This window comes from uncultured Litoreibacter sp. (assembly GCF_947501785.1).
Lineage (GTDB): Bacteria > Pseudomonadota > Alphaproteobacteria > Rhodobacterales > Rhodobacteraceae > Litoreibacter.
This window is the reverse complement of the sequence record NZ_CANMXB010000001.1, coordinates 2,832,648-2,859,645: the sequence shown is the minus strand read 5'-3', so window position 1 is coordinate 2,859,645 and position 26,998 is coordinate 2,832,648. Positions and strand designations below refer to the sequence as shown.

Sequence of the window (26,998 nt, the reverse complement as noted above, 5' to 3'; positions counted from 1 at the left end):
GTGTTGCATTGACAGAAGAACAAAAAAAGAAGCTTGAGCAAAAACTCTGGGACATCGCCAACGAGCTCCGTGGGCGGATGGATGCGGACGACTTCCGCGACTACATTCTAGGGTTCATTTTCTACAAGTACCTCTCAGAACGGCTGCATCTCTACATCGACCAAGAGCTCCTGAAATCAGAGGGGCTGACTTTCTCAGCGTTGGATGAGAGTGACGCTGTGCACGTCGGCATGCTCACGGCTGTCAAAGAAGCTTGTATCGAGAGCTTGGGTTACTACCTTCCCCCACGAGAGCTGTTTTCAGCAGTCGCCCAACGCGGGAGCGAACCCGGCAGCTTCATTTTAGCGGACCTGGCCGAGACGCTGAACAACATACAGCAATCGACGATGGGTAATGAGTCTGAAGAGGACTTTGTAAACCTGTTCGAGGACCTCGATCTCAATTCAAGCAAACTTGGCCGCTCGAATGAGGCGCGCAACGCGCTGATCTCCAAGGTTCTTGTCCACCTCGACGCAATCGATTTCCAACTGGAGTCTGCGGATTCGGACGTCTTGGGTGACGCCTATGAGTATTTGATCGGCAAATTTGCCTCAGGCGCGGGCAAGAAAGCGGGCGAGTTCTACACGCCGCAAGAGGTCTCAACGGTTCTGGCAAAAATCGTCACAACCGGCAAAGCGCGGTTGCGGTCGGTTTATGACCCAACATGCGGATCGGGCTCGCTTCTGCTGCGTGTTGCACGTGAGGTCGGCGAGAAAAACATCGCGGACTTCTATGGCCAGGAGCTGAACCGGACGACTTATAACCTTGCTCGGATGAACATGATCCTACACGGGGTGCACTACAGCAAATTTGACATTGAGCAGGAAGACACGCTCGAACTTCCCCAGCATGAAGGCATGACCTTTGAGGCCATCGTTGCAAACCCGCCCTTTTCTGCGAAGTGGTCAGCCAACAAAGTTTTCGAGAGCGACGACCGCTTTGCCGAGTATGGGCGTCTAGCACCGGCCTCCAAAGCCGATTTTGCCTTCGTTCAACACATGCTGCACCACCTGGACGAAGACGGAACCATGGCGGTCATTCTGCCCCACGGCGTGCTGTTCCGAGGTGGCGCGGAAGGCGCAATCCGTGAATTTCTGATCCGCCGCAACTGGTTGGACTCGGTAATCGGCCTTCCGGAGAACATCTTCTACGGCACGGCCATACCGACCTGCATATTGGTTCTGAAGAAGTGCAAAGAGACTGAAGACGTGTTCTTCGTGGACGCCTCGACTTGTTTTGAACGAGGTAAAAACCAAAACACGCTGGGCCAAGGCGACGTTGAACGTATTGTTCAGGCGTATCGTACACGAGCGGAGGAAGAGCGGTTTTCACACCGTGCTTTGCTGGCAGAGATCGAAGAGAACGATTTCAACCTCAATATCCCCCGTTATGTCGACACCTTCGTGCCGGAATCGCCCGTCGATCTTGAGAAGGTGACGAGGTGCATCGAACAAATCAATCTGGACATGCGTGATGTCGATGAGGAACTGCGTGGGTTTTGTGCCGAACTTGGCCTGGAAGCACCCCTATGAACAACTTTGTGCCGGAACTGCGTTTTCCAGAGTTCAAAAGCCCATGGAAGCCTGCACGAGCTGGTGATGCCTTTCGCAACAGTAAAACCAAGGGCGAAGCGGGACTGCCGATCTACTCTGTGACCCAGGACCGTGGGCTTGTCCGTCGAGATAGCCTTGATCGCCATATGGGTGCCGACGCAGCAGACGAAAGTAATCTGCGCGCCCAACCTGGCGATCTGGTCTACAACATGATGCGGATGTGGCAGGGCGCAGCCGGCCTCGCGGCTGAGGAATGCATGGTTAGTCCTGCCTATGTGGTGCTGTCACCCGAGCCAGGAGTATCCTCGAAGTTCTTCGACTACTGGTTTCAAAACCAACACATGCTGCACCAACTGTGGGCCTACTCACACGGGCTGACCAACGACCGCTTGCGCCTTTATTATCAGGACTTTGCCAAGATCCCGCTCGCATTGCCGGATCAACCCGAACAGGAAAAGATCGCAGCAGTATTCGACGCTACCTCATGCAAGATCACCCTTCTGATCGACAAGAAAATTGCGCTGGAGGACTATAAGCGTTGGCTGATGCAGCAGCTGTTTTCGCGTGAGCTGCGCTTTACCCGCGAAGACGGCAATGCCTTCCCGGATTGGGAGGAGCGGCGACTTGGCAAAATGTTCAGCGAACGTTCTGAGCGAGGGAATCCTACGGCAGAACTTTTGTCCGTCACGATGCACAATGGTGTTCGCAGAGCATCGGATGTTGCACGCGCTCAAGAGGCGAGTATTGATCGCTCCAACTATAAATGCGTACGCCCCGGTGACATTGCCTACAATTCCATGCGTATGTGGCAAGGGGCGAATGGTCTTTCAGAATATGATGGCATTGTGAGCCCAGCATATACGGTGGTTACGCCCAGTTGCGGGCAGATACCAAAGTTCTGGGCATACTACTTCAAGTTTCCGCCCCTCGTGAACCAGTTCAGAAAGTACTCTCAGGGATTGACCAAGGATACTTGGAACCTGAAATTTCCGCTCTTTGGCGAAATCAAGGTTATGGTTCCCCACCCCGACGAACAGCGCAAGATTGCTGCCACACTCTTGGCGGCCGACGCCAAAATCAACACTCTGTCACAGAAGATTTCCGAGATGGAGGCCTTCAAAAAGGGCCTTCTACAAAAGCTGTTTGTCTAAGGTTTACCTATGAATACTCAGTCCGAAGCCCAGCTTGAAAATGCCTTAATCCAGCGTCTGAACGATCTGGGCTGGACCTCGGTCGCCATCCCAGACAATGCGGCGCTGGAGGCTAACCTGCGCGCGCAACTTGAGGCGCATAACGGGCTGCAATTCTCGGACGGGGAGTTTCGCACCATCCTCAACTACCTGGGCAAAGGTTCGACCTTTGAGAAAGCCAAGACGCTGCGCGACCGCATGACTTTGCAGCGCGACGACGGCACGACGGCCTATGTGCAGTTCTTCAATGGACGCGAATGGTGCCGAAATCGCTATCAGGTCACTCACCAGATCACGCAAGAAGGCCAATACAAGACCCGCTATGACGTGACGCTGCTGGTGAACGGGCTTCCACTCATCCAAATTGAGCTGAAGCGGCGCGGGATCGAGTTGAAAGAGGCCTTCAACCAGATCAACCGCTATCACCGCCACAGCTTTGGTGCAGGCAATGCGCTGTTCCAGTATGTCCAGCTCTTCGTCATCTCGAACGGCGTGAACACGAAATACTATGCCAACAACCGGCACCAAGATTTCAAACAAACGTTCTTCTGGGCGGATAAGGCCAACAATCCGATCACAAAACTGGAAGCCTTTGCCGACGCCTTCCTGGAGAAATGTTTCGTTTCAAAGATGGTCGCAAAGTACGTGGTATTGCACGAAAGTGATAAGGCATTGATGGTGCTTCGCCCCTACCAGTACTATGCAGTTGAATGCATCCTGGATCGCGTGATGAAGGGCCGCAAGAACGGCTACATCTGGCACACCACGGGCTCGGGCAAGACCCTGACCAGCTTCAAGGCCAGTCAGGTTATTGTCGAAAATCCAAAGGTCGCGAAAGTGGTGTTTGTCGTAGACCGAGCCGACCTTGATTATCAAACAACGAAAGAGTTCAACTTCTTCTCTCCAGGTTCAGTCGACGGCACGGACAACACGAGTGCTCTCGTCGACCAACTTGCCGACCCGGATACCAAGTTAGTCGTCACCACCATACAGAAACTGAACACGGCAATCACACGTGACAAACACGCTACGACGATGGAAGCACTGAAAGATGAGCGCATCGTGTTCGTCTTCGACGAATGCCACCGTAGCCAGTTCGGCGATACCCACAAGAACATCGTGGCCTTCTTCTCAAGGGCCCAGATGTTTGGCTTTACCGGTACTCCGATCCTCAAAGAAAACGCCATTGGAAAGCGCACGACCGCTGTCCTTTTCGACGAGTGCTTGCACCGCTACGTTATCACTGATGCCATCCGTGACGAGAACGTGCTTCGGTTTGCTGTTGAGTATTGGGGAAAACTGCACCGAAAAGACGGCTCTCTGATCAGTGACGAAGAGGTCACAGGCCTCGACCTGAAAGAGTTTTTTGAGGACGAGAGACGGATTGAAGGTGTCGTTGATTGGGTGATCGAAAACCACCACCGCAAAACTCACAACCGGGATTTCTCGGCAATTATGTGTGCAGGATCAGTTGATGCTTTGACCAAGACTTATGATGCTTTTCAGCGAAAGAAGGCCGAAGGGAAGCACGACCTGAAAGTAGCGACCATCTTTACCTTCGCTGCAAATGAAGAGGACGAAGATGCCAACGGACTGATCGGGGAGCCAGACGTTACTGGCGGGCCGATCAGCGAGACCACCAAGCATAGCCGCGACAAGCTGGCTGGGTATGTCGGCGACTACAACGCAATGTTCGGTACGAATAACAGCGTCAAAGATGGCAAAGCCTTCTACGTCTATTACAAGGCGCTCGCGAAACGAATGAAGTGGCGGGATCGTAAGGACTTCATCGATGGCCAAGGCATCGACATCTTGCTGGTAGTCAATATGTTCCTCACCGGCTTCGACGCAAAAACCTGTAACACGCTATATGTTGACAAGAACCTTCGATATCATGGGCTTATACAGGCATTCTCACGTACAAACCGCATTCTTGGCCAGAAAAAATCACAAGGAAATATCGTCTGCTTCCGCAACCTCAAAACCAAAGTTGACGAGGCAATCAAACTTTTCTCGAACAAAGACGCCGACGAGACCATCCTAATTGAGCCGTATCAAGACTACGTAACCCGCTTTAACGAAGGGGTCATGGAGCTGCTAAAGATCGCTGCAACACCATCCGCCGTCGACAAGCTGGTATCTGAAGAGGACCTCATGGCTTTTGTACGGGCGTTCCGAGAGCTGATCCGCATTCGAAACGTGCTGACCAGCTTCGCCGAGTTTAGTGATGATGATCTGTCCATCGACGCCCAACGTTTTGAAGATTTCAAAAGCAAATATCTAGATATCCATGACCGTCTAAAATCAGACCGTGATGACGACACACGTGCCTCAATATTAGACGAAGTCGATTTCGAACTTGAGCTCATTCGACGCGACAACATCAACGTCGCCTACATCCTGGCATTGCTTGCCTCAGTGATAGCGGAACAGCGAGAAGCGGAAGATCCGCTAGATGCGGCAAACAAAACCAAGACGATTCTCGATTTGTTGGGCTCCGAACCCAAGCTTCGAAGCAAGCGCGAGCTCATTGAGGAGTTCATCACAGCCTACCTTCCTATGGTGAGCAGTCCTGAAGAGACCCACGACATATTCGAGGACTTCTGGAGCAAAAAACGCGCTTCTGAATTCTCCAAGATTTGCACTGAGGAGAACCTGAAACCTGAGGGCTTTGCATCCCTACTGGAGAGCTATCAGTTTTCCGGCAAGTCACCATTAACGGACGAGATTGTCGCCGTAATGCTGGAGACGCCTGGTATTCTGCAACGTAAGCAGGCAGCCGAACGGGTAATTTCGCGAATTGCCAGTTTTGTTGAGACCTTCGATGAAGGACTAGGGGATCTTAAATTCACCTAGCATGTGAACAGCTTCGGCAGCGTTCCAACGGTCTCTCAGTTGGGTTCCACCAACTCTACATGCGATACATCGAGCGCTTGGGCCAGTTCGTAGAGGGTTATCACTGTTGGGTTTCGCCGACCGCGCTCAAGGCCACTCAAGTACTGCTGACTAAAGCCTGAACGCTCTTCAACTTGCTCCTGCGTTAGGCCCTTCTCGCGCCGCAGGCGTGCAAAATTATTTCCAACTAGTTTGCGCATATCCATGCGCCAGACCATTGGAAATTACATACTTTAATGTTATCAACTATATTATGTATTTTGCGAATTGAGGTTCCGATGAAGAGCATTGCAATGTTTGCCAACAAGGGCGGCTCTGGCCGCACCATTGCAACGATGGCGCTTGCGTCTGGCCTTCTCGCTCAAGGCAAGCGGGTCGCGGTGATGGATTGCACCGATCAGGCGGGGACAAACCCCAAAGGTAGCCAACCCTCAACATTGCAGAACTGGATAGCGCAAATGGCGGCCTGCAAAGTCCGCCCACCGCAACTGGAGCTGATCGAATGCAGAACACGCGATGAAGTCGAAGACAGTGCGGCAGCGGCTAACGCCCGTGGCATTGATCTTCTTCTGATCGATACAAAGGCCAGGCTGGATGAACCGCAACTTGCGGCGCTTGGGTTGGCTGATCTTATCATTGCCCCTGCTATCAGCCCGTTTGAGGCCAAGTGCATTGTTGAAGGCATCGACCAATATCTCGGAACGCCCGAAGACCTGATGTGCCTGATCACTGGATGTAGAAACGGTGCCGGTGAAGTAGTCGAAACCCGAACAGCCTTCAGCTATCACGCGGTGTTCCACTCGGAGCTACCCTGGGCCGAAGCAATCTCCGATCAGATCCTCAATGGCGATATCGCACTTTTCGTCTCAACACTGGCCTGCAAGCCCGACAGGCCCGGTTTCGCCCGGTATCGCGATGCCCTTGCGGCCTGGAATGCTGTGCAGCGCCTGACCCATGAGGTCGAATGGGCGCTAGACGGTCAGCGTTTGGAGCCCTTCACCGGCGACCAGTCCCCCTATGCATTCAAAAGAAAGGCCGTCGCATGATCCGTACATCGCTGACATTTGGTTTGGCTGCGGCCTCTATGGCGCTCCCGGCTTTCGCGGAGGATGAGCTCACGCCACTCCCTGCACCAGAGGCTCGTCCCTACCCATACGAAATCCTCGGACTGCAACCCGGCGATCCCCTAGGCGATGTTCTGGCCGTCTACGCAGAACGCAGCGATGCTGCTCCAACAAGCGAGAGCGAAGTTCTGCGGGTACAATCCCCAGACGGCAACGTGTTTGAGTTCACCTATCAACAATTCACGCGCATTGGCGATGTTGGCGTAAATGGCAGGCTCGCTGGTGCGGACCAAGATCAGGTGACAGCCACGCTATCGTCCGATGTGATGGAACAACGACCGATGGCGATCCACCGCTCTATGCGTCAGCCAAGCGACGAACTACCCGAACCGCTGGAACTGAAGGCGCAGGTCGAGGGGCTGTATGGTCCTCCGTCCCGTGTCGAGATCGATGGGCGCACCATGACGCTGACCTATGCCTGGAGCACCGAAGGCTTCATTGAAAACCTGGATGCGATTAGGGAACTGATCCATGAGGAAACCCGCACCGAATTGGGGCGAGAGCGCACAATCCGGACGACTTACGAGCTATGCGGCAACTCCCGCCATTATCGCAATGATGTGTCCTACCGCTTTGCCTATCCGCGCGACGATGAGATCAAAACAGGCTGTCTAGCCACCTTCACGGTCACCTATCGTGGAGAGCCCGGCAGTACCCTGATCGGCTTCTCACTGGTCGATTATGAACTCGGCCGTCAGCACATGGCAGAGCTTGATCGACAGATCGTCGAAGCCCTGACCGGCGAGGAAGTCGAAGCCTCGGACATGGACCTGTGATCATGGATAGCCAGATGCAGAAGAAACCGCTATGAGACGCGCATGATCAACAAGCGCAAACATATCACCCAAGACTAGCGCCCGCATATTGGCGGGCGGCTATGAGCCGTTCGCCTCTGATGATCCATCCATCTTTGCACTGCCTCTGACGCCGCCGCCATCGGGCACGCCGGAGAAAAGACATGACCAACTGGTACACCGCAGACCCGCATTTCGGGCATGAGAACGTCATCAAGTTCTGCAACCGTCCATTCCGGTCGGCAAATCACATGGACGCGGTTCTGATGCAGAACCTCTGGGCCATGGTTGGGCCAAAGGATGCGCTGTGGATCATTGGAGATTTTGCTCATGGGCCAAAAGCCAAAGACAATGAGTGGCTGACCAAGCTGTTCAGAAAGCTGCCTGGTGTCGAAAAGCACCTGATTGTCGGCAACCATGACCTGGAGCCGACGCAGGCACTGCCTTGGACCAGCGTCTCACATCTGGCGGAGGTCCGGGATGGACCTCAGCGGCAAGCACACACGCTCTGCCACTATCCGATGATCACATGGAACCACGCCCGTCGTGATGCGCTCCAGATATTCGGCCACGTCCACAACAACTGGAAAGGGTCGCGCAACAGCGTAAACTCCGGTGTAGATGTCTGGGACTTCATGCCCGTGCGTTTCGAGGACATAGCGCGGCGAGCCAAGACTCTGCCTGTGAACAAGCACTGGCAAGACGTCGAGCATAACGCCAAGGAGATATGAGATGTCCCGATCCTACCGGAAGACCTCTATTTGCGGGATGACCATGAACGACAGCGATAAGCTGTTCAAGAAAGCGTCCCACAAACGTGCCCGACGAGCGGTGAATTCGCTCGACCTGCACTTGGACGACCCACCTGCGGAAAAAGCATTTGGCAACCCTTGGGGTGCGCCAAAAGATGGAAAGCAATGGATCGATTCAAAGCGGTTTCCAGAGATCATGAGAAAGTAAGACGGCCTGGACATCCGCGTAACCCCGCAGTTCTTAATTCTTTTTGGCGACTTTCAGGTGTGGGCCGATATAACCGATTTCGAGAACGTTCTGTTCTGTAACTTCTCTAAAATGAGCACGAAAACCATCGGCAACCGTTGAATGAAGCTCATAAACATGGATGTTTCCTGACCCATCGCGAAATTTTCTCAAATTCCCAAACTTATTCATCGTAGCCTCAGATTCAGGTCGTACATCTATGGTGTAAACGGGCCTTTCCAACCAATTTTCCGCCGAGGTTTGCAACTGGATCAATTTTCGCACTGCCTGCTGAAATTGCACAAGGCCAAGAGCCTTAAGGTTTTGCTCAACTGAGGGAACGAACCTAAGGTTGGGAAAAACCTGATTTTTTGTTTCCCAAATTTCGTTTGGTGTTTTCTCACCTAAACCATCATGCAGAATGCTTTGCTTCAACTCCTCGATGTCGTGAGAAAAGATGTTTCCTATCCGGCCGACCGTGACGTCGGTTACACCATCTTTCGTATAACTCACTTCAATGAAGGGCTTGTGCCAAACGGTGTCGTCCGAAGCTGACACCGCTATCCTGTCTGATGCTGTACATAACAATAATGCAAGACAGTCAGGAAAGTCGCAGAGCGACCAAGTGGCGACCCTTTCGAAACTATCATCGTCTAGATCATCTTCCAGCGGTACTTTCTGAGCAATGCTCTGCAGAAATATGCCTTGATCTTTGGTAAGAGGGCGGCTGGTCAGAGTTAGCATGACATCGAAAAGGCTTAGCCCATCTGACAATGAAACTTCATTCACTGGTTTTGCCAATCGCAGCACTTTTCTAGCAACGCCTGCACTTACGAGTTCAGCAATACCTTGACTGATGACCGACAGAGAACTGCAAGCGTTTTCAGCGGTCGCGAACGGCTTCTCTCCACACGCATCGTTGAACGCCAACTCTCGCAACTTTATGAAGCCTTTACAGGGGAAAGTAATCTGGCAAGATTGTCGTCTCTCTGGTCGAAAAACCCTTCCGGCCACTCGGATAGCCTACCATCTTCCAGTACATCAGGACTGATGACTGCGGCCTCGGGCCCAAACCGGGTAAAGAAATGTATGGCAATGTCATCTGGCTCGCAAAGGTTCTCCTTCACCGCCAATCGAACACCATCAAGAAAATGGTCGCTATGTGTCTCGATAATAACTTGAACTCCGGCACGAGACGTCAGTGCCGCCAAAAGTCCTAGTCTTGTCTGACCTCTAGGATGCAAATGCGCTTCTGGATTCTCGATGATGGTAATTCCATCACGTCTAGAACTTAGCAGGGACACGATCACTGGCAGAACATATGATATTCCAAAGCCAACATTGGTGGCTCGAAACGGCTTTGAGGGCACATCCCCCTTTCGCTCAAACGAATATCTTGAAGTGAAGGCATCTATGTCGCTGTATTTGTTGATTTCTAACCTAGTTCCGGGGCTGATTTCATGCATCCAAGCCTCGACTTGGCTCTTTAGCGAAACAGAACTTGAATCACTATGTAGGCGTGGATCATCTTCTTTTAGCGACGAAACCCTTCCCTCAGAAAGTAGCCCAAGAACATATTCACCTTGTGACCCAATCTGGTTTGCCTGCGAGTGCTCTTCAGAGGCTGCAAGCATCTTCCTTGGCCCCAGCCTTTCTGCCGACAAATACTGGAAGGCAGACGTGGAATAGATGGGTGGTGGTCGAAAGCTTCTTTTTTGCCCATCGTTCTGACGGTCAATTTCGATCCAAGAGTTACTGGAATCGTCCCAATATTCGTCAACGCGATTGTTAAATGCTTCTTTTGTCGATGCTGGTTTGAGCGTTTGACTACTTCGATCATATTCATAGCGATACTCTGACCGAAAACTGAGGCCTCCAGATTCTCCAAACTCATACCCAACGGTCAAAAAGTCGTCGTCAGCCAAATCAAAAAAGACGTCTGAGCCAGTACCAAGTTCGATCAGTTCGCCGTTTAGCTTTAAGCGCCGGTTCATTCGATTTTGAAGTCCAAACGACTGACGCAAAAGTAGTAAAGCCTGAATGAGGCTGCTCTTGCCCATACCATTCACGCCGGTCAAAATAGTAAGCCCTGATATGTCAATTTCTGCATCTCGAAAGCACTTGAAGTTCTTAAGATGCATCGACGATAAAGAAGTCATCATTCCAGCACTCGCGCAATAAGATCTTCGATGGCTTGAAAGCGTTTATGTACTCGCGCAGGGACATTTGTTGAGTTCGTTATAGCAGCTTCAAACTCACGATCATCGCGAAGCAATTCGGAAAATGCAGTTTGCACTGCATTGCGGCGAGAGAGGAGTACCTCCCCTTGTTCTTGGGTCAGCTTTGCCAAGCAGACGCTCCAAATCTCAAATAGTGGCTTACTTATCGGTTTACGAGGATCTTCAATGCTATACCGCTTCCGAAAGGCATCATCACCAAACACGTTCTTTGCTAAGACCATGGATCGCCTGAACGCATCTGACGCAGCACCCAAGTCAGCATTTTCCATGCGGTTGAGGGCTTTCATCGTAGTATTTAGAAACCCATCCAAATCGTTGTTCTGATACTGTTCCCAATGCCGGAGCCAAAATGCTAGGAAGCGCAAAACGCATTCACGGTCCAACATTCTTTTTGTCGAAATGCTGCTTTCTGTTGCTGCAAGAAACTCGTTGGAGTTTGCAAGGTTCATCAAGTAGGCTCTTGCAGGCCCCTTATTTAGCGCATGTCTGATCTCTTGGCCATTCAGCGTCATCCCTCCAGTATTGATTCTGCTGAAAATGTTGAACATTACTTCTTCGGGTGTTCCTGGTTGGATAACATTCAAGACCAGCTCAGTTTCCTCGATCCTTCTCTGCATACTTCGCGGAAGGTCATCAAATTTTGATTTATCAAATTGGACTAGGTACTCTAGGCCCGTCAGTTGGAATTGGCCGTGGATAAACGTGTGGATGGTGGATAGCCGCTGAAGACCATCTACAACGGCCCAGTTTTCGTCCTGGTCACAAGCAACATAGAATGCTGGAAGTGGAATCCGCAGCAGCAAAGACTCGATGAGTCTGCTTTTTTGACGCGATGTCCACAGTCCTGAATTACGCTGAAAGTCGGGGAAAAGATCAATTTCTCCGTGAGTTATACGAGTATCCAAGAGGCTAACCGTCTTTGTCTCACGTGCGATCTTGATTTTTTCTGGGTCGAAAGGACGTACGATACCGATGCTACCGTCGTCTTCCAGTTCTTTCTCTACTCCGGAAGGGATCCCATCATCTTCCAGCACTTCTTCGACAACGCGATGCGCGGAGGTATCTTCCATGTCCGATTGTCTCCTTTGCGTTTTGATCCTCGCTTCCCCTGATGAGTGATCAGCAATGGATGAGGTAATTGCGGCACAAATGCTATCCGTATTTTGCAATCACATAGGGATCACTAGGCATTTTAAGCAGCTTTGGCAATCTCATAGCAGCCAGCAAACCCAACGTACTACGCTGTCGAAGAGGCAGATTTACGATAGTAGGCGGTCTTAATCATGTAGAAATATAACTTCAGATTTCAGCGTGACTGCAACCATCGAACGGTTAGGGCTTAGGACCTGAAGGCAAAAGTGGTTGCGTACTTTTCTTTGGCTGAGCCGACTCGTTTCTGGGTTCGTTCGACGGTAAATTTTGTCTATTTAAAAATGACTTAGTTCTACCTACAACCCTTGCAGTCTGTCTTCCAAGTCGCTCAAACGCCTCTCCAAGCCCTCTGTGAACCGTTCGAACTCGCGCCGTAAACTCCCGAACTCGTCCGGCGAAGCACCCGCGCTCTTCAACCCAGCTTCGAAGGTTGCGTTCAAATCCTCGACAGCGCGCAACAATGCCGTTTCGAAGGGCGTCAATTGATGGTGTGACATGGTTTACCTCGTTTTGGCCGTTTCGACGCAGACTTCGCCACCGCCGAGATTGGGCACCGGACAATTGGTTACGGATACGCCGCGCGGAAGGTTGACCACTTGGCCCAAGCCGCCAAGGCCACGGGTCACGCGCGTCCCTTCCAAACCGAAGGTTGCCAGCCCCGGTGTTTCGATTGTTGGCGGTTGCTCTGGAAAGGTCAGCTGCACGGCCATCAAGAGCACCCAGGAGGTCAGAAAGACCCCGGCCAGATAGGTTGGCAGCATCGTCTTCCAGGTCACCGTGCGCCATTCCTTCCGACTCTCTTCCAAAGCTGCTGTCGCGTCCCGAATCTTGCTGGCCTGCGCCTCGATCTCGTGGATCGTCCGGTCGTTGAGTGAGCTGCTCAGCCTTTCGAGGGTGCGCATATCGTGATCGATTTTTCGCAGCGCGGCGTTCAACGCTTGTGACAAACGCCGCTCGAAGTCGTTCAACATCTGCTGGGTTTGCTCTTCGGTGGCGTGGCTTTGCGTCTCCACCTTCGCTTGCAGGCTTTGCAGCAAGGTATTCATCTGCGGTCCAGGTTTCATGGAAAATACGATCCTCTAGTCTGAAAGTGTTTCGGCTGTCCGAGGTTCCGGCAACCCGCATCGTGATCCGAGTGTCACGGCGGCGGGGCTTGCCGCCTTTCGCTTCTTCGGCATCGGTCTTGCGGCGCTTCTCAAGCTGCTTCTCGGTCAACGGTTTGAATTCGAGACCATCCAGTTCGCTCAGAACAGCGCGAACGTCTGCGTGGTTTCGGACTTCGCCAGCCTCGATCTTCTGAAGCATCAGGGTCTGGATGGTTTCTTTGATGCTCTGTCGGTCGCCAAGATCGAAAGCAGGTTTGACCATGCGTTTTCGCTCCTGCTCTTCAGGACTAACCCAGCCTTCGCGGGCATTCCAATAATCGCGAAAGGCGTTGAAGAAGCGTTCCGACCCTGGGGGTGCGGGATTGAACGACCGACCGGCATAGAGTTCGACGCGCGGGATCAGAAAGTGCAATTCAACATTGCCCATGTGCTGGTGACGAACCCAGAGGATGTTCGTTTGGTCTGCTTCGAGCCCGGCAAACGCGGCTTTCTCAAAATCCCGCATTACATTGGTTTGCTCCACCTCTGAGAGATCGTCCTCGGCATGGAACGCCACGACGCCTGATGTGTAGCGCCATTTGCGGGTGTTGCTGTCGATCAGGTGACATGTCAGATCGGGATCGCCGGACAGTACTTCTGGGGCCACATCTCGTAGGACGGTCTTGCCATGGATGCGCTTCCGGTCTTCCGTATAGGCGGCCACCTCCTTGGCCAGGAGGTACTCGACAGCTACCCGTCCTGAACCGTCCCCATGCGTGAAAAAGCGAACCATCATCGGGAATGCTCCGCGACAATCTCAGCAAGCTCGCGGTCCAATGCCATCAACAAAGTGTAGACGGCGATCAAATCGATACGTCGCCCAGCCTTGCGGTCCGTGTGCATGGCGCGTGCGATTTGGTTGAGATTGTTGCCCGCACGCCCGACCGCTGCCAGCAACATTGTATCGACCGCCGGTGGCCGCGCCCGCCGCTGCATCGGTTCAGCAGAGAGGACATGACGAGCGTAGTCGGAGAGAGACCGCTCCTGAGCCTGAGCTTTCCTCAACCACGTCGCACGTTCTTCTTCCGAGCAGCGTACCCGCAGGACCAGCTTACGAACCGCATGCGGCTCCCACTTACTCTTGCTCATGCCAACCACCTGTCCCGCTCTGCGCGTGGGTTTGGGGTCGAGGGGAAAGGGCCTGTCCATTCCCTCGCAAGGTGCGTTTGGCGTAGCCACACGCGTAACCTTGCTCATTCTTCTTTTGGGGCAGACGAAGGCAATTCATGGATTGCCGCCTGATCGGATCAACGCGCTTGTCAGCTCTCCGATCAACCTGTCCAGAACGGCTAGCCGCCCATTTTCTTTTTGCGTCATGCCAGCGAAAGCTGCCGCTGCGTTTTCTACGCCAAACGCGTCGGTCCTTCGTGAATTTCGATCCGCCACGATCAAGCAAAGTGCAGTCCGCATTTCTCCAATCTGCGTGCACCTCGCTCGCCACAATCGCCGAGAGACACCCAGCTCGTAAGCTCGATCATGCGCAGCCCTTGTGATCGCTTGCCAGTCGGGCGGACCACCGCAGGCATACAGATCAATATACTCGGCTAACTGTGGTCCGGCCAGCAGTCGTGCGTGAGTTGGGCTGGTGTTCAAGCGGCGCTCGTCAATCGGTCTCTCAGCCATACGAGTTTTGGTTTTCTTTTCTTTGTTCGTATTGAGTCGGACAGTTTCGTCTGACCCGACGGCCATCTCTGGCTGACTGCAATCCGAAGAAAAATCGGAAAGCACAGCCTCAAGCGCTGCGGCAACCTCTTGCATTTTGGTAATGTCGGTGAGTTCTGTTGGCCGACGACGGGGCAGGATGGTGGTCGCGGCCTCGTCAGCATTAGCGTTGCCCAGCTCTCTGATTTGTCGGAACAGGCCTTGAATTTGCTCACGCAGGCGTTTGTGGTCTTCGTCGGACTGCATCCGGCGACTGACCAGCGAACGAACATACCCCGCCTGTTCGATCAGTGGGGCGAGGTTGATACCCGCCGCGCGTTTGATGACACCATCAATTCGCTCGCCAGATCGGCTCTTGCGCTCAGGGTAGGTGCGGCGGATCAAACCCGCACTAACAAGCTCAGCCTCGATCCGGCTAATCTGTCGCTTCGACAACCCAAAGATCTGAGTAAGCCGCTCCAGAGAATGCCAGATCGCGCAAATCCTGCCGTTGAGGAAATCTGACCGCTGGCAGTTATCAATAGCAAACGTCAGGTAATCCACTGCGCCTTTGGAGAGACCAAGCGAGACCCTGGCCCGTTTGAGAAGCTGTTTCAATTGGAAAGGTGCGATATCGGCGGGCAAGCCGCTGTGAGTCAGCCGTACACTCATGATGCACCACCCCACTGCAACGTGTTGCTTTGAATGATGGTTGCTTCCGAGGCGGTGTTTAAGGTAACCTCACAGAGAAAGCTGGACGCTTTTGCTTTAGATTTGATCCCGGTTTCGGTTGCCGCCGAGCCGGGATTTTTCCATTTATTGGGACTCCAAAATCCCTTGCCCGGCGGATCGGCCTGTACGGGTTTTGTACCGATGTTCTTTACATGTTCTCGTACAGAAGCTGCAAAATCCTGCATGATCTTGCAAAGCAGACATACGTAGAGGGCGCAATACCCTGTATTTATTGGCAGTTTTGGTGACCCCGGCAGGATTCGAACCTGCAACCTGCCCCTTAGGAGGGGGCTGCTCTATCCAGTTGAGCCACGGGGCCGCGCCCGTGCCGTTTTGCTGAATTCCATTGGGTTAGGCAACAAAAAAGGGAACGCGAATTTGGCCCAACGCGTCCCCTTTCCAGTGGTTGCGCTCAATTCGGAAATTGAGAGAACCTATCTTTGTTACCGCTAACGTACCCAACCAATCGGCTTTGGACAAGCCCCTGTTTTGACGTTATCAATGGACATCTACCTGTTACAAAGGCGTCCCGATTTGACCAGCCGTTCTGACCCGGATTACCGCCCGAACCTCACCCTACGTGACGTGTCGGAGGCCTCCGGCGTCAGCGAAATGACCGTGAGCCGTGTTTTGCGAAATCGCGGCGAAGTGTCTGAGAAAACACGAGAAAAAGTGCTCGCGACCGCGCGGGAACTGGGCTACGTCCCCAACAAAATCGCCGGCGCATTGGCGTCCAACAACGTCAATCTGGTGGGCGTCATCATCCCGTCGCTGTCCAACATGGTGTTCCCGGAGGTGATGATGGGTATCTCGGATGTGCTGGACGGCACGCCGTTGCAACCTGTTGTCGGCGTTACGGATTATGAGCCGGACAAGGAAGAGCGCGTCATTTTCGAGATGCTGTCCTGGCGCCCTACCGGCCTGATCGTTGCGGGGCTTGAACACACCGATGCCGCCAGGAAGATGATGGAAGCCGCAAATATTCCAATCGTTGAAATCATGGATGTCGACGGGCCGGCCGTCGATGCCTGCGTCGGGATTTCCCACGAGCGCGCGGGGCGCGAAACCGCCACGGAAATCCTGAAACGCGGTTACCGCAAAATCGGTTTTCTTGGCACTAAGATGCCGCTCGACCACCGTGCGCGTAAGCGGTTCGAGGGGTTTAGCGCCGTATTGCGGGACGCCGGGCTATCGCTAGCGGATGAGGAATACTATTCCGGCGGATCCGCTTTGGCCAAGGGCCGTGAGATGACGCAATCCATCTTGTCGCGCACAAAGGATTTGGATTTCCTGTATTATTCCAATGACATGATTGGCGCAGGTGGGCTGCTATACTGCCTTGAAGAAGGCTATGATGTGCCAGGCGACATCGGCATGGCGGGGTTTAATGGCGTTGAACTGATTGACGGGCTGCCCCGCCGTTTGGCCACGATGGACAGCTGCCGCGTCGAAATTGGCAGGAAAGCCGCCGAAATCATCGCCTCGGCGCTCGACAAATCAGCGCCAATTGTCGAGCGGCGCCTAGAAATTTCGCCGGTTTTTGCGCCGGGCGACACAGTTCGATAACTGCGACAAAGCGCCAAATCTTACCGAAATCTTCATAACTCGGGCGTAGTCCTTTTCGCATTCCCTAAATGAATCGAATTTGAGGCACGTTTCATGGCCAACGGTAAGCGTTGCGCAGCGGGAGACATCTTGGACGCGGCGATGCCTTACCTTCGACGCTATGGCCGCGCTTTGACCGGATGCCAGACCACCGGAGACACGCTTGCCGCCAAAGCCCGGCGCAGCGCACGCACAATGCCGCTTCCTCTTTCAGCCAGGGCAGTTCGCATCCTGATGTTCACTGAACTTCACAATGCGTGGTCTGAGCTGCGCGCGCATTCCCTCAGCCAGAGGGAAGCGCGTCGGCGGATGGGGCGACTGACCAGAAACTCGCGCGAGACGCTGTTGCTGCGGGCAATCGAAGAGTTTTCCTTTGCGGAAATTGCCAAAATCCTGAATCTCGACGAGGCCCAGGCCGAACAGCTTTTCGAAGTTGCCCTCGCGGAGGCGCCTTACAAAAGCGGCACGCGCGTGCTGATTGTGGAGGATGATCCAATGGTGGCCATGGATATGTCGGCCTGCCTATCGGACATGGGATGCCAAGTTGTGGGCGTCGCCCGCACCGCCGCAGAGGCCGTGGAACTGGCAGGAAATTCGCCGCCAGAACTGATAATCGCAAGCCTATTGCTGGCCGACAAGTCATCGGGGTTAGAGGCTGCGCGCAGGATCACCGCCCAAAACCCCCGCACCGACGCGGTCTTTGTCACCCCCTACCCAGAGCGGCTTCTAACCGGCACCACCCAGGAGCCGGTTTTTATCATTACGACCCCTTACCTGCAGGATCAGGTCCGCAGCGCGGTAACGCAATCTTTCCTACTGAGCGGGCTTTAGGCCTTGCCGGGGCGCGGGCCGGCAAAAAACCAAATGATGAACCCAATGATCGGAAGAAACAGAACCAGAAGGATCCACAGCACCTTCGTCCCCGTTTCGACGGAGGAATTGATGATGGAAACGATGGCCCAGATGGCAAGGCCGAAAACGATAAGGCCGCCCAGTGATTGCATCATGATGTATTGCTCCTGCTCAGATTGCTGCGCACCAATCCTAACAGCTTTGCAACCCCACGACAAAGCGCCGCTCCCCCGCGGGGTCGGCACCAGTCATCACATTCTTTTCGAAGAAAAAGTGGTGAGCCCTGATGGGTTCGAACCATCGACCTACTGATTAAAAGTCAGTTGCTCTACCAACTGAGCTAAGGGCCCACGAGGGGTGCTTCTAAGAACGCCCGCGCAGGCGGTCAACCCCAAAATCCGTGCATTCGCTTTCAAATGCCCCGGAACGCGACTATATGGCGCTTCATGCAACATGACACTGCATCAAAAGGCCTGCCATTCATGAAGATGCATGGGCTCGGCAATGATTTCGTGGTTATCGACCAACGGGATGGCGACGCTGTGGTTGACGCGGCCTTGGCCCGCGCATTGGGCGATCGGCACCGTGGCGTGGGATTCGACCAGCTCGCCGTTTTGACCGCACCGAAAGATGCCGACATTGCGCTGACCTTCTTTAACGCAGATGGCTCCGTTTCCGGGGCCTGCGGCAACGCCACACGCTGCATTGCCCAATATGAAATGACGCGCCTTGGACGCGACGCGCTCACGCTGAAAACGGAACGCGGCGTTCTGAGCGCTGTGCAGGTGGCGGATGGGCTGGTCGGCGTCAATATGGGGCAGCCGATGCTGGACTGGGCCGATGTGCCACTGGCGCAGGAAATGGACACGTTGGCGCTGCCAATTGACGGCGCGCCAACCGCGACCGGCATGGGCAACCCGCATTGCACGTTCTTTGTAGATGACGCTGAGACGGTTGATCTGGAGGCGCTTGGACCGCTTTTCGAACACCACGAGCTTTTCCCCGAACGCACGAATGTGCAATTCGCGTCCCTTATCGGTGAAAATCACCTGCGGATGCGCGTTTGGGAACGGGGCGTCGGGGTAACTTTGGCATCCGGGTCCTCTTCTTGCGCGACCGCCGTTGCGGCCGCCAGAAAGGGTCTAACTGGGCGACAAGTGGCCATTGATCTTGATGGTGGGCGGATTGACATAGACTGGCGCGAAGACGGTGTCTGGATGACCGGACCAACGGCCCATGTGTTTTCCGGACATTTGACACCCACATTTTTGGCCAACATCTGATGACTTCCAAACCGCCGATATTTGCCACTCTCGGCTGCCGCCTCAACAGCTACGAAACGCAAGCGATGAAGGAACTGACCTCGGCCGCAGGGGTCGAGGATGCGGTGATCGTCAACACCTGCGCCGTCACCGCCGAAGCTGTGCGCAAGGCGCGCCAGGAAATCCGCAAACTGCGCCGCGACAACCCCAACGCGCGCATGATCGTCACCGGCTGCGCCGCGCAGATCGAACCCGAAACCTTCGCCGCCATGTCCGAGGTCGACCACGTCATCGGCAACACTGAAAAGATGCAGGCCCAGACATGGGCCAATTTTGGTGGCTTCATCGGAGAGACCGAAAAAGTGGTCGTGGACGACATCATGTCCGTGACGGAAACCGCATCCCACCTGATTGACGGCTTCGGAACCCGGTCGCGCGCCTACGTGCAGGTGCAAAACGGCTGCGACCACCGCTGCACCTTCTGCATCATCCCCTATGGCCGCGGCAATTCGCGGTCTGTGCCTGCAGGCGTTATCGTCGACCAGATCAAACGTCTCGTAGATCGCGGCTTCAACGAAGTTGTGCTCACCGGTGTGGATCTCACCAGCTGGGGCGCGGACTTGCCGTCCGAGCCAAAGCTGGGCGATCTGGTCATGCGCATCCTAAAACTGGTCCCCGACTTGCCCCGCCTCCGCATCTCTTCCATCGATTCGATCGAGGTGGACGAGGCCCTGATGCAGGCCATAGCGTCTGAACCGCGCCTGATGCCCCACATGCACCTGTCTCTGCAGGCCGGCGACAACATGATCCTCAAGCGCATGAAACGACGCCATTTGCGAGACGACGCGATCAAGTTCTGCGAGGACGCCAAAAAGCTGCGCCCTGACATGACCTTCGGTGCCGACATAATCGCGGGCTTCCCAACCGAGACGGAGGAGATGTTCGCCAATTCCCTCAAGTTGGTCGCTGACTGCGATTTGACTTGGCTGCATGTCTTTCCTTATTCACCGCGCCCCGGCACGCCCGCGGCAAAGATGCCTCAGGTCAACGGCAAGGCGATCAAAGACCGCGCGGCGCGCCTGCGCCGGGCGGGTGCCGAACAGGTCAGCCGCCACGTCAACGCGCAGATTGGTCAAACTCACCACGTGCTAATGGAAAACCCGCGCATGGGCCGCACTGCGCAGTTTGCGGAGGTCGTGTTCGATAACGATCAACCCGAAGGTCAAATTGTGATCACAAAGATCAAGGACGTGGCCGGAACGCAGCTGGTCGCATGAGGCCGATCCTGTACAGTTTCCGCCGCTGCCCCTATGCGATGCGGGCGCGATTGGCGCTTGTTTCTGCGGGGATAGAGACTGAATTGCGGGAAATCCTGCTTCGCGACAAAGCCCCTGAGTTTCTTGAGGCCTCCCCCAAAGGCACCGTCCCCGTGATCGTAGCGAAGGATACCGTGATCGAGGAAAGCCTAGACATCATGGACTGGGCGCTTGCACAAAACGACCCAGAAGGCTGGCTAAATTTCCCGCCGGAAGGCCGCGCGCTGATCGCGGAATGCGACAGCCCGTTCAAGACCGCGCTTGATCGCTACAAATACCAAAACCGCCACCAAAGCGACCCTGAACTAGAACGCCAAAACGCTTCCGTCTTTCTGCGCAAGCTGGACGCACAGCTCGGCAAAAAGCCCTACCTCTATGGCGACCATCCGACCTTGCCTGACATGGCAACCGCTACTTTTGTGCGCCAATTCGCCAACACCGACCGTGCGTGGTTCGACGCACAGGACTGGCACAACCTGCGCCACTGGCTTGACGCCTTCACCGAAAGCGACCGTTTCGCGCATATCATGGGCAAATATCCGAAATGGCAGGCCGGGGACCCGGTCACCGTCTTCGCGTAAGGGTACAATCCCGCACTTGGACGGCGCTGCGCACGCCGCTAGGGTCCCGGGCAAAGGACCCGAGAAGATGCACCCCAACCCCACTTTCCGTACCGAAGACCCGCAGCGCAACATTGATTTTGCGCGCGAGCGGGCGTTCGGGACGCTCGCCATCAACGGCGAAGACGGGCCGCACACATCCCACATCCCTTTCCTGCTGGATCCAGACGGCACATCGGCAGAGCTGCACCTCGTGCGCTCGAACCCCATTGCGCGGCTATGCAAGAACCCGCTGCCTTGCGTCATCACCGCGCTCGGGCCGGACAGCTACATCTCTCCGGATTGGTACGAGACCCCGGATCAGGTCCCGACGTGGAACTACGTTTCGGTCAGGATCACCGGCGTTTTGTACCCGATGCCCACGGAAGATATGCACGCGGTGCTGGACAGGTTGTCCGAGCATTTTGAGACCCTATTATTGCCAAAAAGGCCTTGGACTACGTCCAAATTGACCGACGGTGTGATGGAAAAAATGATGCGGATGATCTTGCCCTACCGGATGGAGGTGACCAAGATCGAAGGGACATGGAAGCTTGGCCAGAATAAGCCCGACGAAGTGCGGGTCAAAGCCGCGCAGGGCGTCGCGGCCTACGGGCAGGGGCAAGAAATTGCGACACTCGCCGCGCTGATGCGTGGCGCGAAATAGACACGAAAGACAGTCAGGACAGATCATGATTCTATACGACAATCCCGCCTCTCCCTTTTGCCGCAAGGTGCAGGTTCTGGCACGTGAAACCGGGCAGATTGACCAGATCGAAATCGCGCATTCCGTCGGCTCTCCGGTCAATTCGGAAAAGATGCCGACCGACCACAACCCGCTTGGCAAAATCCCAACCCTGACGCTGAATGACGGTGCTGCGCTTTTCGACAGCCGCGTCATCTGCCGCTATCTGGACGACCAAGATAGCGGGAAATTCTATCCAAGCGGCAAGCTTTATGAAGTCCTGGCGCTGGAGGCCCTGTCCGATGGCATCATGGATGCGGCGGTCTTGATGGTGTACGAGCACCGTGCGCGCCCCGAAGGCGAACGCTCCCCCGCCATGATCGAAGCGCAATGGGCCAAGGTCACCCGCGCATTGGACCATCTTGAGGCCAATGGCGTCAGCGGCGGGTTTGACATGGGCCATATCGCCTTGGGCTGCGCGCTGGGTTACCTCGATTTCCGCCATGCCGACCGCAATTGGCGAGACGGCAGGCCCAGGCTCAGCGCGTGGTTTGAAACCATCTCCACCCGCGACGCCATGGTGGCGACTGAGCCCCACGCCTAATGCAGATCATACGACTTCCAGACACTTCTGATCTCAGTACCTGCCTTGCGATCAGGCGGGTCGTCTTCATCGAAGGCCAAAACGTGCCGGAACAGGAAGAGGTGGACGGCAAAGACCCCGATTGCCTGCATTACCTGCTGCATATGGATGGAAAACCGGTGGCGACCGCGCGCGTTTTGCCGCTGGACGGGGCCGCCAAAATACAACGCGTCGCGGTGCTGAAAGAGGCGCGCTCAGCCGGAACAGGGTCTAAATTGATGCGCTATATCCTTGATGACCTCAAGGCCGACGGCAGATTTGACACGGCAGTCCTTGGGTCCCAAACCCATGCCATCGGCTTTTACGAAAAACTCGGGTTTGAGGTCTTTGGCCCTGAATATGACGACGCCGGCATTCCACATCGTGACATGTCCCTTACGCTTTAGTGCAGCTGTCGCGTTGCCTCGCCCAGCGCGATCCCGGCGGCAATCGCGACATTCAGGCTGCGACCGTCGCCAGGCATGGCGATGCGGATGACATGATCTGCGCAGGCCGCGACCGTGTCGGGCACGCCGGCGCTTTCGCGGCCCAGCAACAAACAGTCCTCCGGCGCAAAGTTGAAATCCCACAAGTCGGTCCGGCCTTTGGTGCTCAGCAAAATCAGCCTACCTGACCGCTTCTGTTGAAACATGTCCCAATCATCATGATGTCTGACATCGGCCTTTTCGCCGTAATCCAGTGCCCGCGTGCGCAGCAACTTCATCGAAAACGGGAAGCCACAGGGTTCGATCACGTGCAACGGGGCGCCAAAACACACGCCAAGGCGTACCAATGACCCCAAATTGGGCGCTAAATCTGGCTGAAAAGCCGCAATTTGGACCTGGTGCGACAATTGGCTTGCCTTCTTATGGTTTCCACTCTGGACGACTCCCCTAGCTTGACTGTAACAACCGCGCGAGGGCGTCCGCCACATGGCTGGGCGTTACAGGAATATGCCCGGCGCGCCAGGCAGACAATGGAGAAGTTTCCGTGTCCCAAGCAGACGATCATAGCGGCAACACACGCCGCGACTTTCTTTACTACGCAACGGGGGCCGCAGGCGCGGTCACAGCAGGTGCCGCAGTATGGCCGCTGGTGAATCAGATGAACCCATCTGCCGATGTGCAGGCCCTTGCCTCCATCGATGTTGATGTCGCGGATGTTGAGCCCGGCACGCAGATAACGGTCAAATGGCTGGGCAAGCCGGTCTTCATCCGCCGCCGTTCCGCCGAAGAAATTGAAGAGGCCCGCGCCGTCGCGCTGTCCGACCTGCCCGACCCCGTCGCGCAGAACGACAATCTTGGGTCCGAGGCGGACGCCGCCGATGCGAACCGCACGCTGGACGAAGCCGGTGAATGGCTGGTCATGATGGGTGTGTGCACCCACCTCGGCTGCGTGCCTCTGGGAGACGCAGGCGATTTTGGCGGCTGGTTCTGCCCGTGCCACGGGTCGCACTACGACACCGCAGGCCGCATCCGCAAAGGTCCAGCGCCGACGAACCTGCCGGTTCCGACTGCGGTCTTCACATCTGACACTGTCATCAAGCTCGGTTAAGGGAGAACACGAACATGGCTGGTATCCCACACGACCATTACGAACCAAAAACCCGCGGCGAAAAATGGGTGAACTCCCGTTTGCCCGTCATTGGCCTGCTGTATGACACGCTGATGATCCCCACGCCCAAGAACCTGAACTGGATGTGGATCTGGGGCATTGTGCTGACCTTCTGTCTGGCGCTGCAAATCATCACCGGCATTGTGCTGGCGATGCATTACACGCCGCATGTCGACAACGCCTTTGCGTCGGTCGAGCACATCATGCGCAATGTCAACGGCGGCTACATGCTGCGCTACCTGCACCAGAACGGCGCATCGCTGTTCTTCATTGCGGTCTACATGCACATTTTCCGTGGTCTCTATTACGGCTCCTACAAGGCCCCACGCGAAATCACGTGGATCATCGGCATGATCATCTACCTCGCCATGATGGGCACCGCCTTTATGGGCTACGTGCTGCCATGGGGTCAGATGTCCTTCTGGGGCGCGACCGTTATCACCGGCCTGTTCGGTGCGATCCCGGGCGTTGGTGAGATGCTGCAAACGTGGCTCCTAGGTGGGCCCGCGGTGGACAACGCCACGTTGAATCGCTTCTTCTCGCTGCACTACCTGCTGCCCTTCGTGATTGCCGGTCTGGTCATCGTCCACATCTGGGCGTTCCACACCACCGGCAACAACAACCCGACCGGGATTGAGGTGCGCCGGACGTCCAAGGAAGAGGCCAAGAAAGACACGCTGCCGTTCTGGCCGTACTTCGTGATCAAGGACCTGTTTGCGCTGGCCGTGATCATGGTGGTGTTCTGGGCCATCGTAGGCTTCATGCCAAACTACCTTGGCCACCCCGACAACTATATCGAAGCGAACGCCCTGGCGACGCCGGCCCACATCGTGCCGGAATGGTACTTCCTGCCGTTCTACGCGATCCTGCGGGCCTTCACCGCTGAGGTCTGGGTTGTGCAGCTGACAACCTTCCTGACCGCTGGCATCGTTGACGCCAAGTTCTTCGGGGTTGCCGCCATGTTCGGCGCGATCGCGGTGATGGCGCTGGCCCCGTGGCTGGACACGTCTTCGGTCCGCTCCGGCCGGTACCGCCCGATGTTCAAATGGTGGTTCGCGCTGCTGGTGATCGACTTCATGGTGTTGATGTGGGTCGGGGCCCAGCCTGCGGAAGAGCCATACGCGACGATCTCTTTGATCGCGTCGGCGTATTGGTTCGCCTACTTCCTGATCATTCTGCCGTTACTCGGGGTGATTGAGAAGCCGTTGCCGCGGCCTGCGACCATCGAGGAAGACTTCGATGCGCATTACCCTGCCAAAAAAGACGCTGCTTCGCAGCCCGCTGAGTAAGAGGAAGAACCCAATGCTCAAGAAACTCTCACTCGCAACGCTGGCAATTGCCGGTCTCACCTCCGCCGCGATCGCGGCGGGTGGCGAAGGTAAAATCAAGGACAAGGACTTCAGCTTTGAAGGCCCGTTCGGAACCTATGATCAAAACCAGCTGCAGCGCGGCTTGAAGGTCTACACACAGGTCTGTTCCGGCTGTCACGGGTTGAAGTTTGTGCCCCTGCGGACCTTGTCCGACGAAGGCGGGCCACACCTGCCCGAGGATCAGATGAAGGCGTATGTCGCCGAGTTGTTTATCGCGGACGAACCCGCCAACCAGCACCTCTATGATCCCGATCTGGAAGAGCTTCGGGCCTTGAAGCCCACCGACAACTTCCCCGCCGTGAATTCTGCAGGCGCGCCTGACTTGTCGCTGATGGCCAAGGCTCGTGCGGGCTTCCACGGCCCCTACGGCACCGGGATCAGCCAATTCGTCAACGGCATTGGTGGTCCGGAATACATCTACTCTCTGCTGACCGGCTATACCGGCGAAGAGAAGGAAGAGGCGGGCGTAACGCTCTATGAAAACACCGCCTTCCCGGGTGGCTGGATTTCCATGGCGCCGCCGCTCTACGGTGATGACGTCGAATTTGACGACGGCCACGACACGGACCTGTCGCACATCTCCGAAGACGTCTCCGCCTTCCTGATGTGGACCGCAGAGCCCAAGCTGATCGCGCGCAAGCAAACCGGCTTCGTCGCTGTGTTCTTCCTAACGGTGCTGTCTGTGCTGCTGTACCTGACCAACAAAAAGCTCTGGGCCGCCGCCAAACGTAAAGAGTAAGCGTCCCCACAAGATCTTCTAAAGGCGTGCCTTCGGGCGCGCCTTTTTTGTTGCGCCGTTCTGCCTGCTGAAATCCCGCTTAGTCGTCTCGCCCCGGTTCGTTCGCATTGTCACAGAACAGGGCAATCTTGTTGCCTTGGGGGTCGCGCACATATCCAACGTAGAAATGCGCGCCATAGGCGTCACGAAACCCGGGCTGGCCCTCATCGGCGCCACCACCAGCAAGCGCGGCGGCATGCAGATCACGCACTTTGGCCTGACTGCTCACCTCAAAAGCCACCATTGCCCCATTCCCGGCAGAGGCAGGCCCGCCATCAAAGGTCGGTTTCACATAAAAATCCGGCAGCATCGGACGTTGATTAGGCTCTATTGGCAGCGCGTAGCTTAGGCCCTCGGGCCCTTCTTTCACCCCATAGCCAAGGGCTGGCAGAAACGCCGAATAGAACCGTTTTGCGCGTGCGATGTCGTCAGCACCAACCGTGACATAGGCAATCATTCCACCAATTCCTTTCCCAACTCCGAGCATTGCGACCCGCACAGGCTAAGCGAACCGGAAGTCCGTCACAAGAAGCGCCAGATACCGCTCGCTTTTTGCGTCAAAATGATGTAACGTGTATTCACATCAAGAAATTTAGGAGAAAGGAGGCGCCCTTGGGGGATTGTCTATAATTATCGTGTGTCTTGAGCTGCTCTTTGTGTGGCTCGTTTATTTCGCTTTCGGTGTCGCGACGGAGCATAACCTGCCCATCTGGTTGACCGCCCTTCTGGTCATCATCATCGACCGCACCGTGACTTCCATAACATCATTGGCCCGACGCAGGCGTGACCGCCTGAAGGCGTAGCTTGGCTTT

General features: G+C 55.3%; 30 protein-coding genes, 2 tRNA genes and 1 pseudogene. 19 read left to right on the top strand and 14 right to left on the bottom strand.

Annotated elements, in window-relative coordinates:
• The first annotated feature begins 8 nt into the window (after window positions 1–8).
• The 3 genes from Q0899_RS14205 to Q0899_RS14195 are packed head-to-tail and all read left to right on the top strand — an operon-like array spanning window position 9 to window position 5,638.
• Window positions 9–1,571: a type I restriction-modification system subunit M gene (locus tag Q0899_RS14205; RefSeq protein WP_299193613.1), complete on the top strand. Its 1,563-nt coding sequence runs from the start codon at window positions 9–11 to the stop codon at window positions 1,569–1,571.
• On the top strand, window positions 1,568–2,743 hold the full coding sequence (locus Q0899_RS14200) for a restriction endonuclease subunit S (protein WP_299193611.1): 1,176 nt from the start codon (window positions 1,568–1,570) through the stop codon (window positions 2,741–2,743). The genes Q0899_RS14205 and Q0899_RS14200 overlap by 4 nt, the downstream gene beginning before the upstream one ends.
• Window positions 2,744–2,752: 9 nt before the next feature.
• Window positions 2,753–5,638, top strand: coding sequence for a type I restriction endonuclease subunit R (locus Q0899_RS14195; protein WP_299193609.1), 2,886 nt, complete (start codon window positions 2,753–2,755; stop codon window positions 5,636–5,638).
• A gap of 35 nt (window positions 5,639–5,673) precedes the next feature.
• Here Q0899_RS14195 and Q0899_RS14190 read toward each other — a convergent pair whose 3' ends face one another.
• Window positions 5,674–5,877: a helix-turn-helix transcriptional regulator gene (locus tag Q0899_RS14190; RefSeq protein WP_299193607.1), complete on the bottom strand. Its 204-nt coding sequence runs from the start codon at window positions 5,875–5,877 to the stop codon at window positions 5,674–5,676.
• 78 nt (window positions 5,878–5,955) lie between these two features.
• Here Q0899_RS14190 and Q0899_RS14185 point away from each other — a divergent pair, with 78 nt between their 5' ends.
• The 4 genes from Q0899_RS14185 (at window position 5,956) to Q0899_RS14170 (ending at window position 8,555) form a co-directional block, all read left to right on the top strand.
• Window positions 5,956–6,723 carry an AAA family ATPase gene (locus Q0899_RS14185; RefSeq protein WP_299193605.1) on the top strand — a complete coding sequence of 256 codons (768 nt, stop codon included), beginning with the start codon at window positions 5,956–5,958 and terminating at the stop codon, window positions 6,721–6,723.
• Window positions 6,720–7,577: a hypothetical protein gene (locus Q0899_RS14180; protein ID WP_299193603.1), complete on the top strand. Its 858-nt coding sequence runs from the start codon at window positions 6,720–6,722 to the stop codon at window positions 7,575–7,577. The genes Q0899_RS14185 and Q0899_RS14180 overlap by 4 nt, the downstream gene beginning before the upstream one ends.
• A gap of 182 nt (window positions 7,578–7,759) precedes the next feature.
• Window positions 7,760–8,326 carry a metallophosphoesterase gene (locus tag Q0899_RS14175; protein WP_299193601.1) on the top strand — a complete coding sequence of 189 codons (567 nt, stop codon included), beginning with the start codon at window positions 7,760–7,762 and terminating at the stop codon, window positions 8,324–8,326.
• Between the two features lie 43 nt (window positions 8,327–8,369).
• The gene (locus tag Q0899_RS14170) at window positions 8,370–8,555 is read left to right on the top strand and encodes a hypothetical protein (protein ID WP_299193599.1); all 186 of its coding nucleotides are present in this window, start codon (window positions 8,370–8,372) and stop codon (window positions 8,553–8,555) included.
• 33 nt (window positions 8,556–8,588) lie between these two features.
• On the opposite strand, the gene Q0899_RS14165 is transcribed toward Q0899_RS14170, so the two are convergent.
• From Q0899_RS14165 to Q0899_RS14125, 9 genes and pseudogenes are all read right to left on the bottom strand, one after another.
• The gene (locus Q0899_RS14165) at window positions 8,589–9,503 is read right to left on the bottom strand and encodes a hypothetical protein (protein WP_299193597.1); all 915 of its coding nucleotides are present in this window, start codon (window positions 9,501–9,503) and stop codon (window positions 8,589–8,591) included.
• A gap of 11 nt (window positions 9,504–9,514) precedes the next feature.
• The gene (locus tag Q0899_RS14160) at window positions 9,515–10,735 is read right to left on the bottom strand and encodes a DUF3696 domain-containing protein (RefSeq protein ID WP_299193595.1); all 1,221 of its coding nucleotides are present in this window, start codon (window positions 10,733–10,735) and stop codon (window positions 9,515–9,517) included.
• Window positions 10,732–11,883 carry a DUF262 domain-containing protein gene (locus Q0899_RS14155; RefSeq protein WP_299193593.1) on the bottom strand — a complete coding sequence of 384 codons (1,152 nt, stop codon included), beginning with the start codon at window positions 11,881–11,883 and terminating at the stop codon, window positions 10,732–10,734. The genes Q0899_RS14160 and Q0899_RS14155 overlap by 4 nt, the downstream gene beginning before the upstream one ends.
• 582 nt (window positions 11,884–12,465) lie before the next feature.
• Entirely contained in the window at window positions 12,466–13,029 is a 564-nt protein-coding gene (locus tag Q0899_RS14150) for a hypothetical protein (protein ID WP_299193591.1), read from the bottom strand.
• Between the two features lie 148 nt (window positions 13,030–13,177).
• Window positions 13,178–13,576, bottom strand: a pseudogene (locus Q0899_RS19425) (relaxase/mobilization nuclease domain-containing protein); the annotation flags it as partial.
• Between the two features lie 266 nt (window positions 13,577–13,842).
• Window positions 13,843–14,199, bottom strand: coding sequence for a plasmid mobilization relaxosome protein MobC (mobC, locus tag Q0899_RS14140; RefSeq protein WP_299193587.1), 357 nt, complete (start codon window positions 14,197–14,199; stop codon window positions 13,843–13,845).
• A gap of 135 nt (window positions 14,200–14,334) precedes the next feature.
• Window positions 14,335–15,423: a helix-turn-helix domain-containing protein gene (locus Q0899_RS14135; RefSeq protein ID WP_299193585.1), complete on the bottom strand. Its 1,089-nt coding sequence runs from the start codon at window positions 15,421–15,423 to the stop codon at window positions 14,335–14,337.
• A complete protein-coding gene (locus Q0899_RS14130; RefSeq protein WP_299193583.1) occupies window positions 15,420–15,668 on the bottom strand; it encodes a hypothetical protein in 249 nt (82 codons plus the stop codon). The genes Q0899_RS14135 and Q0899_RS14130 overlap by 4 nt, the downstream gene beginning before the upstream one ends.
• 57 nt (window positions 15,669–15,725) lie before the next feature.
• A tRNA-Arg gene (locus Q0899_RS14125) sits at window positions 15,726–15,802 on the bottom strand.
• A 215-nt stretch (window positions 15,803–16,017) separates the two neighbouring features.
• Between Q0899_RS14125 and Q0899_RS14120 the strand changes: the two genes are divergently transcribed.
• Together Q0899_RS14120 and Q0899_RS14115 are read left to right on the top strand one after the other, a co-directional pair.
• Window positions 16,018–17,049 carry a LacI family DNA-binding transcriptional regulator gene (locus Q0899_RS14120; RefSeq protein WP_299193581.1) on the top strand — a complete coding sequence of 344 codons (1,032 nt, stop codon included), beginning with the start codon at window positions 16,018–16,020 and terminating at the stop codon, window positions 17,047–17,049.
• Window positions 17,050–17,142: 93 nt separating this feature from the next.
• Window positions 17,143–17,919: a response regulator gene (locus Q0899_RS14115; protein WP_298295027.1), complete on the top strand. Its 777-nt coding sequence runs from the start codon at window positions 17,143–17,145 to the stop codon at window positions 17,917–17,919.
• Here Q0899_RS14115 and Q0899_RS14110 read toward each other — a convergent pair.
• The gene (locus tag Q0899_RS14110) at window positions 17,916–18,095 is read right to left on the bottom strand and encodes a PLD nuclease N-terminal domain-containing protein (RefSeq protein ID WP_298295025.1); all 180 of its coding nucleotides are present in this window, start codon (window positions 18,093–18,095) and stop codon (window positions 17,916–17,918) included. The two genes, Q0899_RS14115 and Q0899_RS14110, sit on opposite strands and share 4 nt — an antisense overlap.
• A gap of 119 nt (window positions 18,096–18,214) precedes the next feature.
• Window positions 18,215–18,290: transfer RNA gene (locus Q0899_RS14105), tRNA-Lys, on the bottom strand.
• Between the two features lie 96 nt (window positions 18,291–18,386).
• Here Q0899_RS14105 and dapF point away from each other — a divergent pair.
• The 6 genes from dapF to Q0899_RS14075 all read left to right on the top strand — a co-directional run bounded on the left by dapF (window position 18,387) and on the right by Q0899_RS14075 (window position 22,831).
• Window positions 18,387–19,223, top strand: coding sequence for a diaminopimelate epimerase (dapF, locus tag Q0899_RS14100; RefSeq protein WP_299193578.1), 837 nt, complete (start codon window positions 18,387–18,389; stop codon window positions 19,221–19,223).
• Window positions 19,223–20,479 carry a tRNA (N(6)-L-threonylcarbamoyladenosine(37)-C(2))-methylthiotransferase MtaB gene (gene mtaB / locus Q0899_RS14095; RefSeq protein ID WP_298361181.1) on the top strand — a complete coding sequence of 419 codons (1,257 nt, stop codon included), beginning with the start codon at window positions 19,223–19,225 and terminating at the stop codon, window positions 20,477–20,479. The genes dapF and mtaB overlap by 1 nt, the downstream gene beginning before the upstream one ends.
• A complete protein-coding gene (locus tag Q0899_RS14090) occupies window positions 20,476–21,099 on the top strand; it encodes a glutathione S-transferase (protein ID WP_299193575.1) in 624 nt (207 codons plus the stop codon). Before mtaB ends, Q0899_RS14090 begins: the two co-directional genes overlap by 4 nt.
• Before the next feature lie 67 nt (window positions 21,100–21,166).
• Window positions 21,167–21,784 carry an FMN-binding negative transcriptional regulator gene (locus Q0899_RS14085; RefSeq protein ID WP_299193573.1) on the top strand — a complete coding sequence of 206 codons (618 nt, stop codon included), beginning with the start codon at window positions 21,167–21,169 and terminating at the stop codon, window positions 21,782–21,784.
• A gap of 25 nt (window positions 21,785–21,809) precedes the next feature.
• The gene (locus tag Q0899_RS14080) at window positions 21,810–22,406 is read left to right on the top strand and encodes a glutathione S-transferase (protein WP_299193571.1); all 597 of its coding nucleotides are present in this window, start codon (window positions 21,810–21,812) and stop codon (window positions 22,404–22,406) included.
• Entirely contained in the window at window positions 22,406–22,831 is a 426-nt protein-coding gene (locus Q0899_RS14075; protein WP_299193569.1) for a GNAT family N-acetyltransferase, read from the top strand. Before Q0899_RS14080 ends, Q0899_RS14075 begins: the two co-directional genes overlap by 1 nt.
• On the opposite strand, the gene Q0899_RS14070 is transcribed toward Q0899_RS14075, so the two are convergent.
• The gene (locus tag Q0899_RS14070; RefSeq protein ID WP_299193567.1) at window positions 22,828–23,277 is read right to left on the bottom strand and encodes a TrmH family RNA methyltransferase; all 450 of its coding nucleotides are present in this window, start codon (window positions 23,275–23,277) and stop codon (window positions 22,828–22,830) included. The genes Q0899_RS14075 and Q0899_RS14070 overlap by 4 nt on opposite strands.
• Before the next feature lie 137 nt (window positions 23,278–23,414).
• On the opposite strand from Q0899_RS14070, the gene petA reads away from it, so the two are divergent.
• From petA to Q0899_RS14055, 3 genes are read left to right on the top strand one after another with little or no spacing between them, the layout of a single operon-like run.
• Window positions 23,415–23,978, top strand: coding sequence for a ubiquinol-cytochrome c reductase iron-sulfur subunit (gene petA / locus Q0899_RS14065; RefSeq protein ID WP_298295009.1), 564 nt, complete (start codon window positions 23,415–23,417; stop codon window positions 23,976–23,978).
• A gap of 14 nt (window positions 23,979–23,992) precedes the next feature.
• Window positions 23,993–25,327: a cytochrome b gene (petB, locus tag Q0899_RS14060; protein WP_298295007.1), complete on the top strand. Its 1,335-nt coding sequence runs from the start codon at window positions 23,993–23,995 to the stop codon at window positions 25,325–25,327.
• Window positions 25,328–25,340: 13 nt separating this feature from the next.
• A complete protein-coding gene (locus Q0899_RS14055) occupies window positions 25,341–26,147 on the top strand; it encodes a cytochrome c1 (protein WP_299193565.1) in 807 nt (268 codons plus the stop codon).
• A gap of 79 nt (window positions 26,148–26,226) precedes the next feature.
• Here the strand turns inward: Q0899_RS14055 and Q0899_RS14050 are convergent, their stop codons facing one another.
• A complete protein-coding gene (locus tag Q0899_RS14050) occupies window positions 26,227–26,643 on the bottom strand; it encodes a VOC family protein (RefSeq protein ID WP_299193563.1) in 417 nt (138 codons plus the stop codon).
• Window positions 26,644–26,806: 163 nt separating this feature from the next.
• On the opposite strand from Q0899_RS14050, the gene Q0899_RS14045 reads away from it, so the two are divergent.
• Complete coding sequence (locus tag Q0899_RS14045; RefSeq protein ID WP_298361171.1) at window positions 26,807–26,989, top strand: hypothetical protein; 183 nt, start codon at window positions 26,807–26,809, stop codon at window positions 26,987–26,989.
• The last annotated feature ends 9 nt before the right edge of the window (window positions 26,990–26,998 follow it).

Coding starts and splice junctions, on each gene's coding strand:
- Q0899_RS14200 (WP_299193611.1), top strand. CDS start 1,568: ATGAACAACTTTGTGCCGGAACTGCGTTTTCCAGAGTTCAAAAGCCCA.
- Q0899_RS14195 (WP_299193609.1), top strand. CDS start 2,753: ATGAATACTCAGTCCGAAGCCCAGCTTGAAAATGCCTTAATCCAGCGT.
- Q0899_RS14190 (WP_299193607.1), bottom strand. CDS start 5,877: ATGCGCAAACTAGTTGGAAATAATTTTGCACGCCTGCGGCGCGAGAAG.
- Q0899_RS14185 (WP_299193605.1), top strand. CDS start 5,956: ATGAAGAGCATTGCAATGTTTGCCAACAAGGGCGGCTCTGGCCGCACC.
- Q0899_RS14180 (WP_299193603.1), top strand. CDS start 6,720: ATGATCCGTACATCGCTGACATTTGGTTTGGCTGCGGCCTCTATGGCG.
- Q0899_RS14175 (WP_299193601.1), top strand. CDS start 7,760: ATGACCAACTGGTACACCGCAGACCCGCATTTCGGGCATGAGAACGTC.
- Q0899_RS14170 (WP_299193599.1), top strand. CDS start 8,370: ATGAACGACAGCGATAAGCTGTTCAAGAAAGCGTCCCACAAACGTGCC.
- Q0899_RS14160 (WP_299193595.1), bottom strand. CDS start 10,735: ATGATGACTTCTTTATCGTCGATGCATCTTAAGAACTTCAAGTGCTTT.
- Q0899_RS14155 (WP_299193593.1), bottom strand. CDS start 11,883: ATGGAAGATACCTCCGCGCATCGCGTTGTCGAAGAAGTGCTGGAAGAT.
- Q0899_RS14150 (WP_299193591.1), bottom strand. CDS start 13,029: ATGAAACCTGGACCGCAGATGAATACCTTGCTGCAAAGCCTGCAAGCG.
- mobC (WP_299193587.1), bottom strand. CDS start 14,199: ATGAGCAAGAGTAAGTGGGAGCCGCATGCGGTTCGTAAGCTGGTCCTG.
- Q0899_RS14135 (WP_299193585.1), bottom strand. CDS start 15,423: ATGAGTGTACGGCTGACTCACAGCGGCTTGCCCGCCGATATCGCACCT.
- Q0899_RS14130 (WP_299193583.1), bottom strand. CDS start 15,668: ATGCAGGATTTTGCAGCTTCTGTACGAGAACATGTAAAGAACATCGGT.
- Q0899_RS14115 (WP_298295027.1), top strand. CDS start 17,143: ATGGCCAACGGTAAGCGTTGCGCAGCGGGAGACATCTTGGACGCGGCG.
- Q0899_RS14110 (WP_298295025.1), bottom strand. CDS start 18,095: ATGATGCAATCACTGGGCGGCCTTATCGTTTTCGGCCTTGCCATCTGG.
- dapF (WP_299193578.1), top strand. CDS start 18,387: ATGCAACATGACACTGCATCAAAAGGCCTGCCATTCATGAAGATGCAT.
- mtaB (WP_298361181.1), top strand. CDS start 19,223: ATGACTTCCAAACCGCCGATATTTGCCACTCTCGGCTGCCGCCTCAAC.
- Q0899_RS14090 (WP_299193575.1), top strand. CDS start 20,476: ATGAGGCCGATCCTGTACAGTTTCCGCCGCTGCCCCTATGCGATGCGG.
- Q0899_RS14085 (WP_299193573.1), top strand. CDS start 21,167: ATGCACCCCAACCCCACTTTCCGTACCGAAGACCCGCAGCGCAACATT.
- Q0899_RS14080 (WP_299193571.1), top strand. CDS start 21,810: ATGATTCTATACGACAATCCCGCCTCTCCCTTTTGCCGCAAGGTGCAG.
- Q0899_RS14075 (WP_299193569.1), top strand. CDS start 22,406: ATGCAGATCATACGACTTCCAGACACTTCTGATCTCAGTACCTGCCTT.
- petB (WP_298295007.1), top strand. CDS start 23,993: ATGGCTGGTATCCCACACGACCATTACGAACCAAAAACCCGCGGCGAA.
- Q0899_RS14055 (WP_299193565.1), top strand. CDS start 25,341: ATGCTCAAGAAACTCTCACTCGCAACGCTGGCAATTGCCGGTCTCACC.
- Q0899_RS14050 (WP_299193563.1), bottom strand. CDS start 26,643: ATGATTGCCTATGTCACGGTTGGTGCTGACGACATCGCACGCGCAAAA.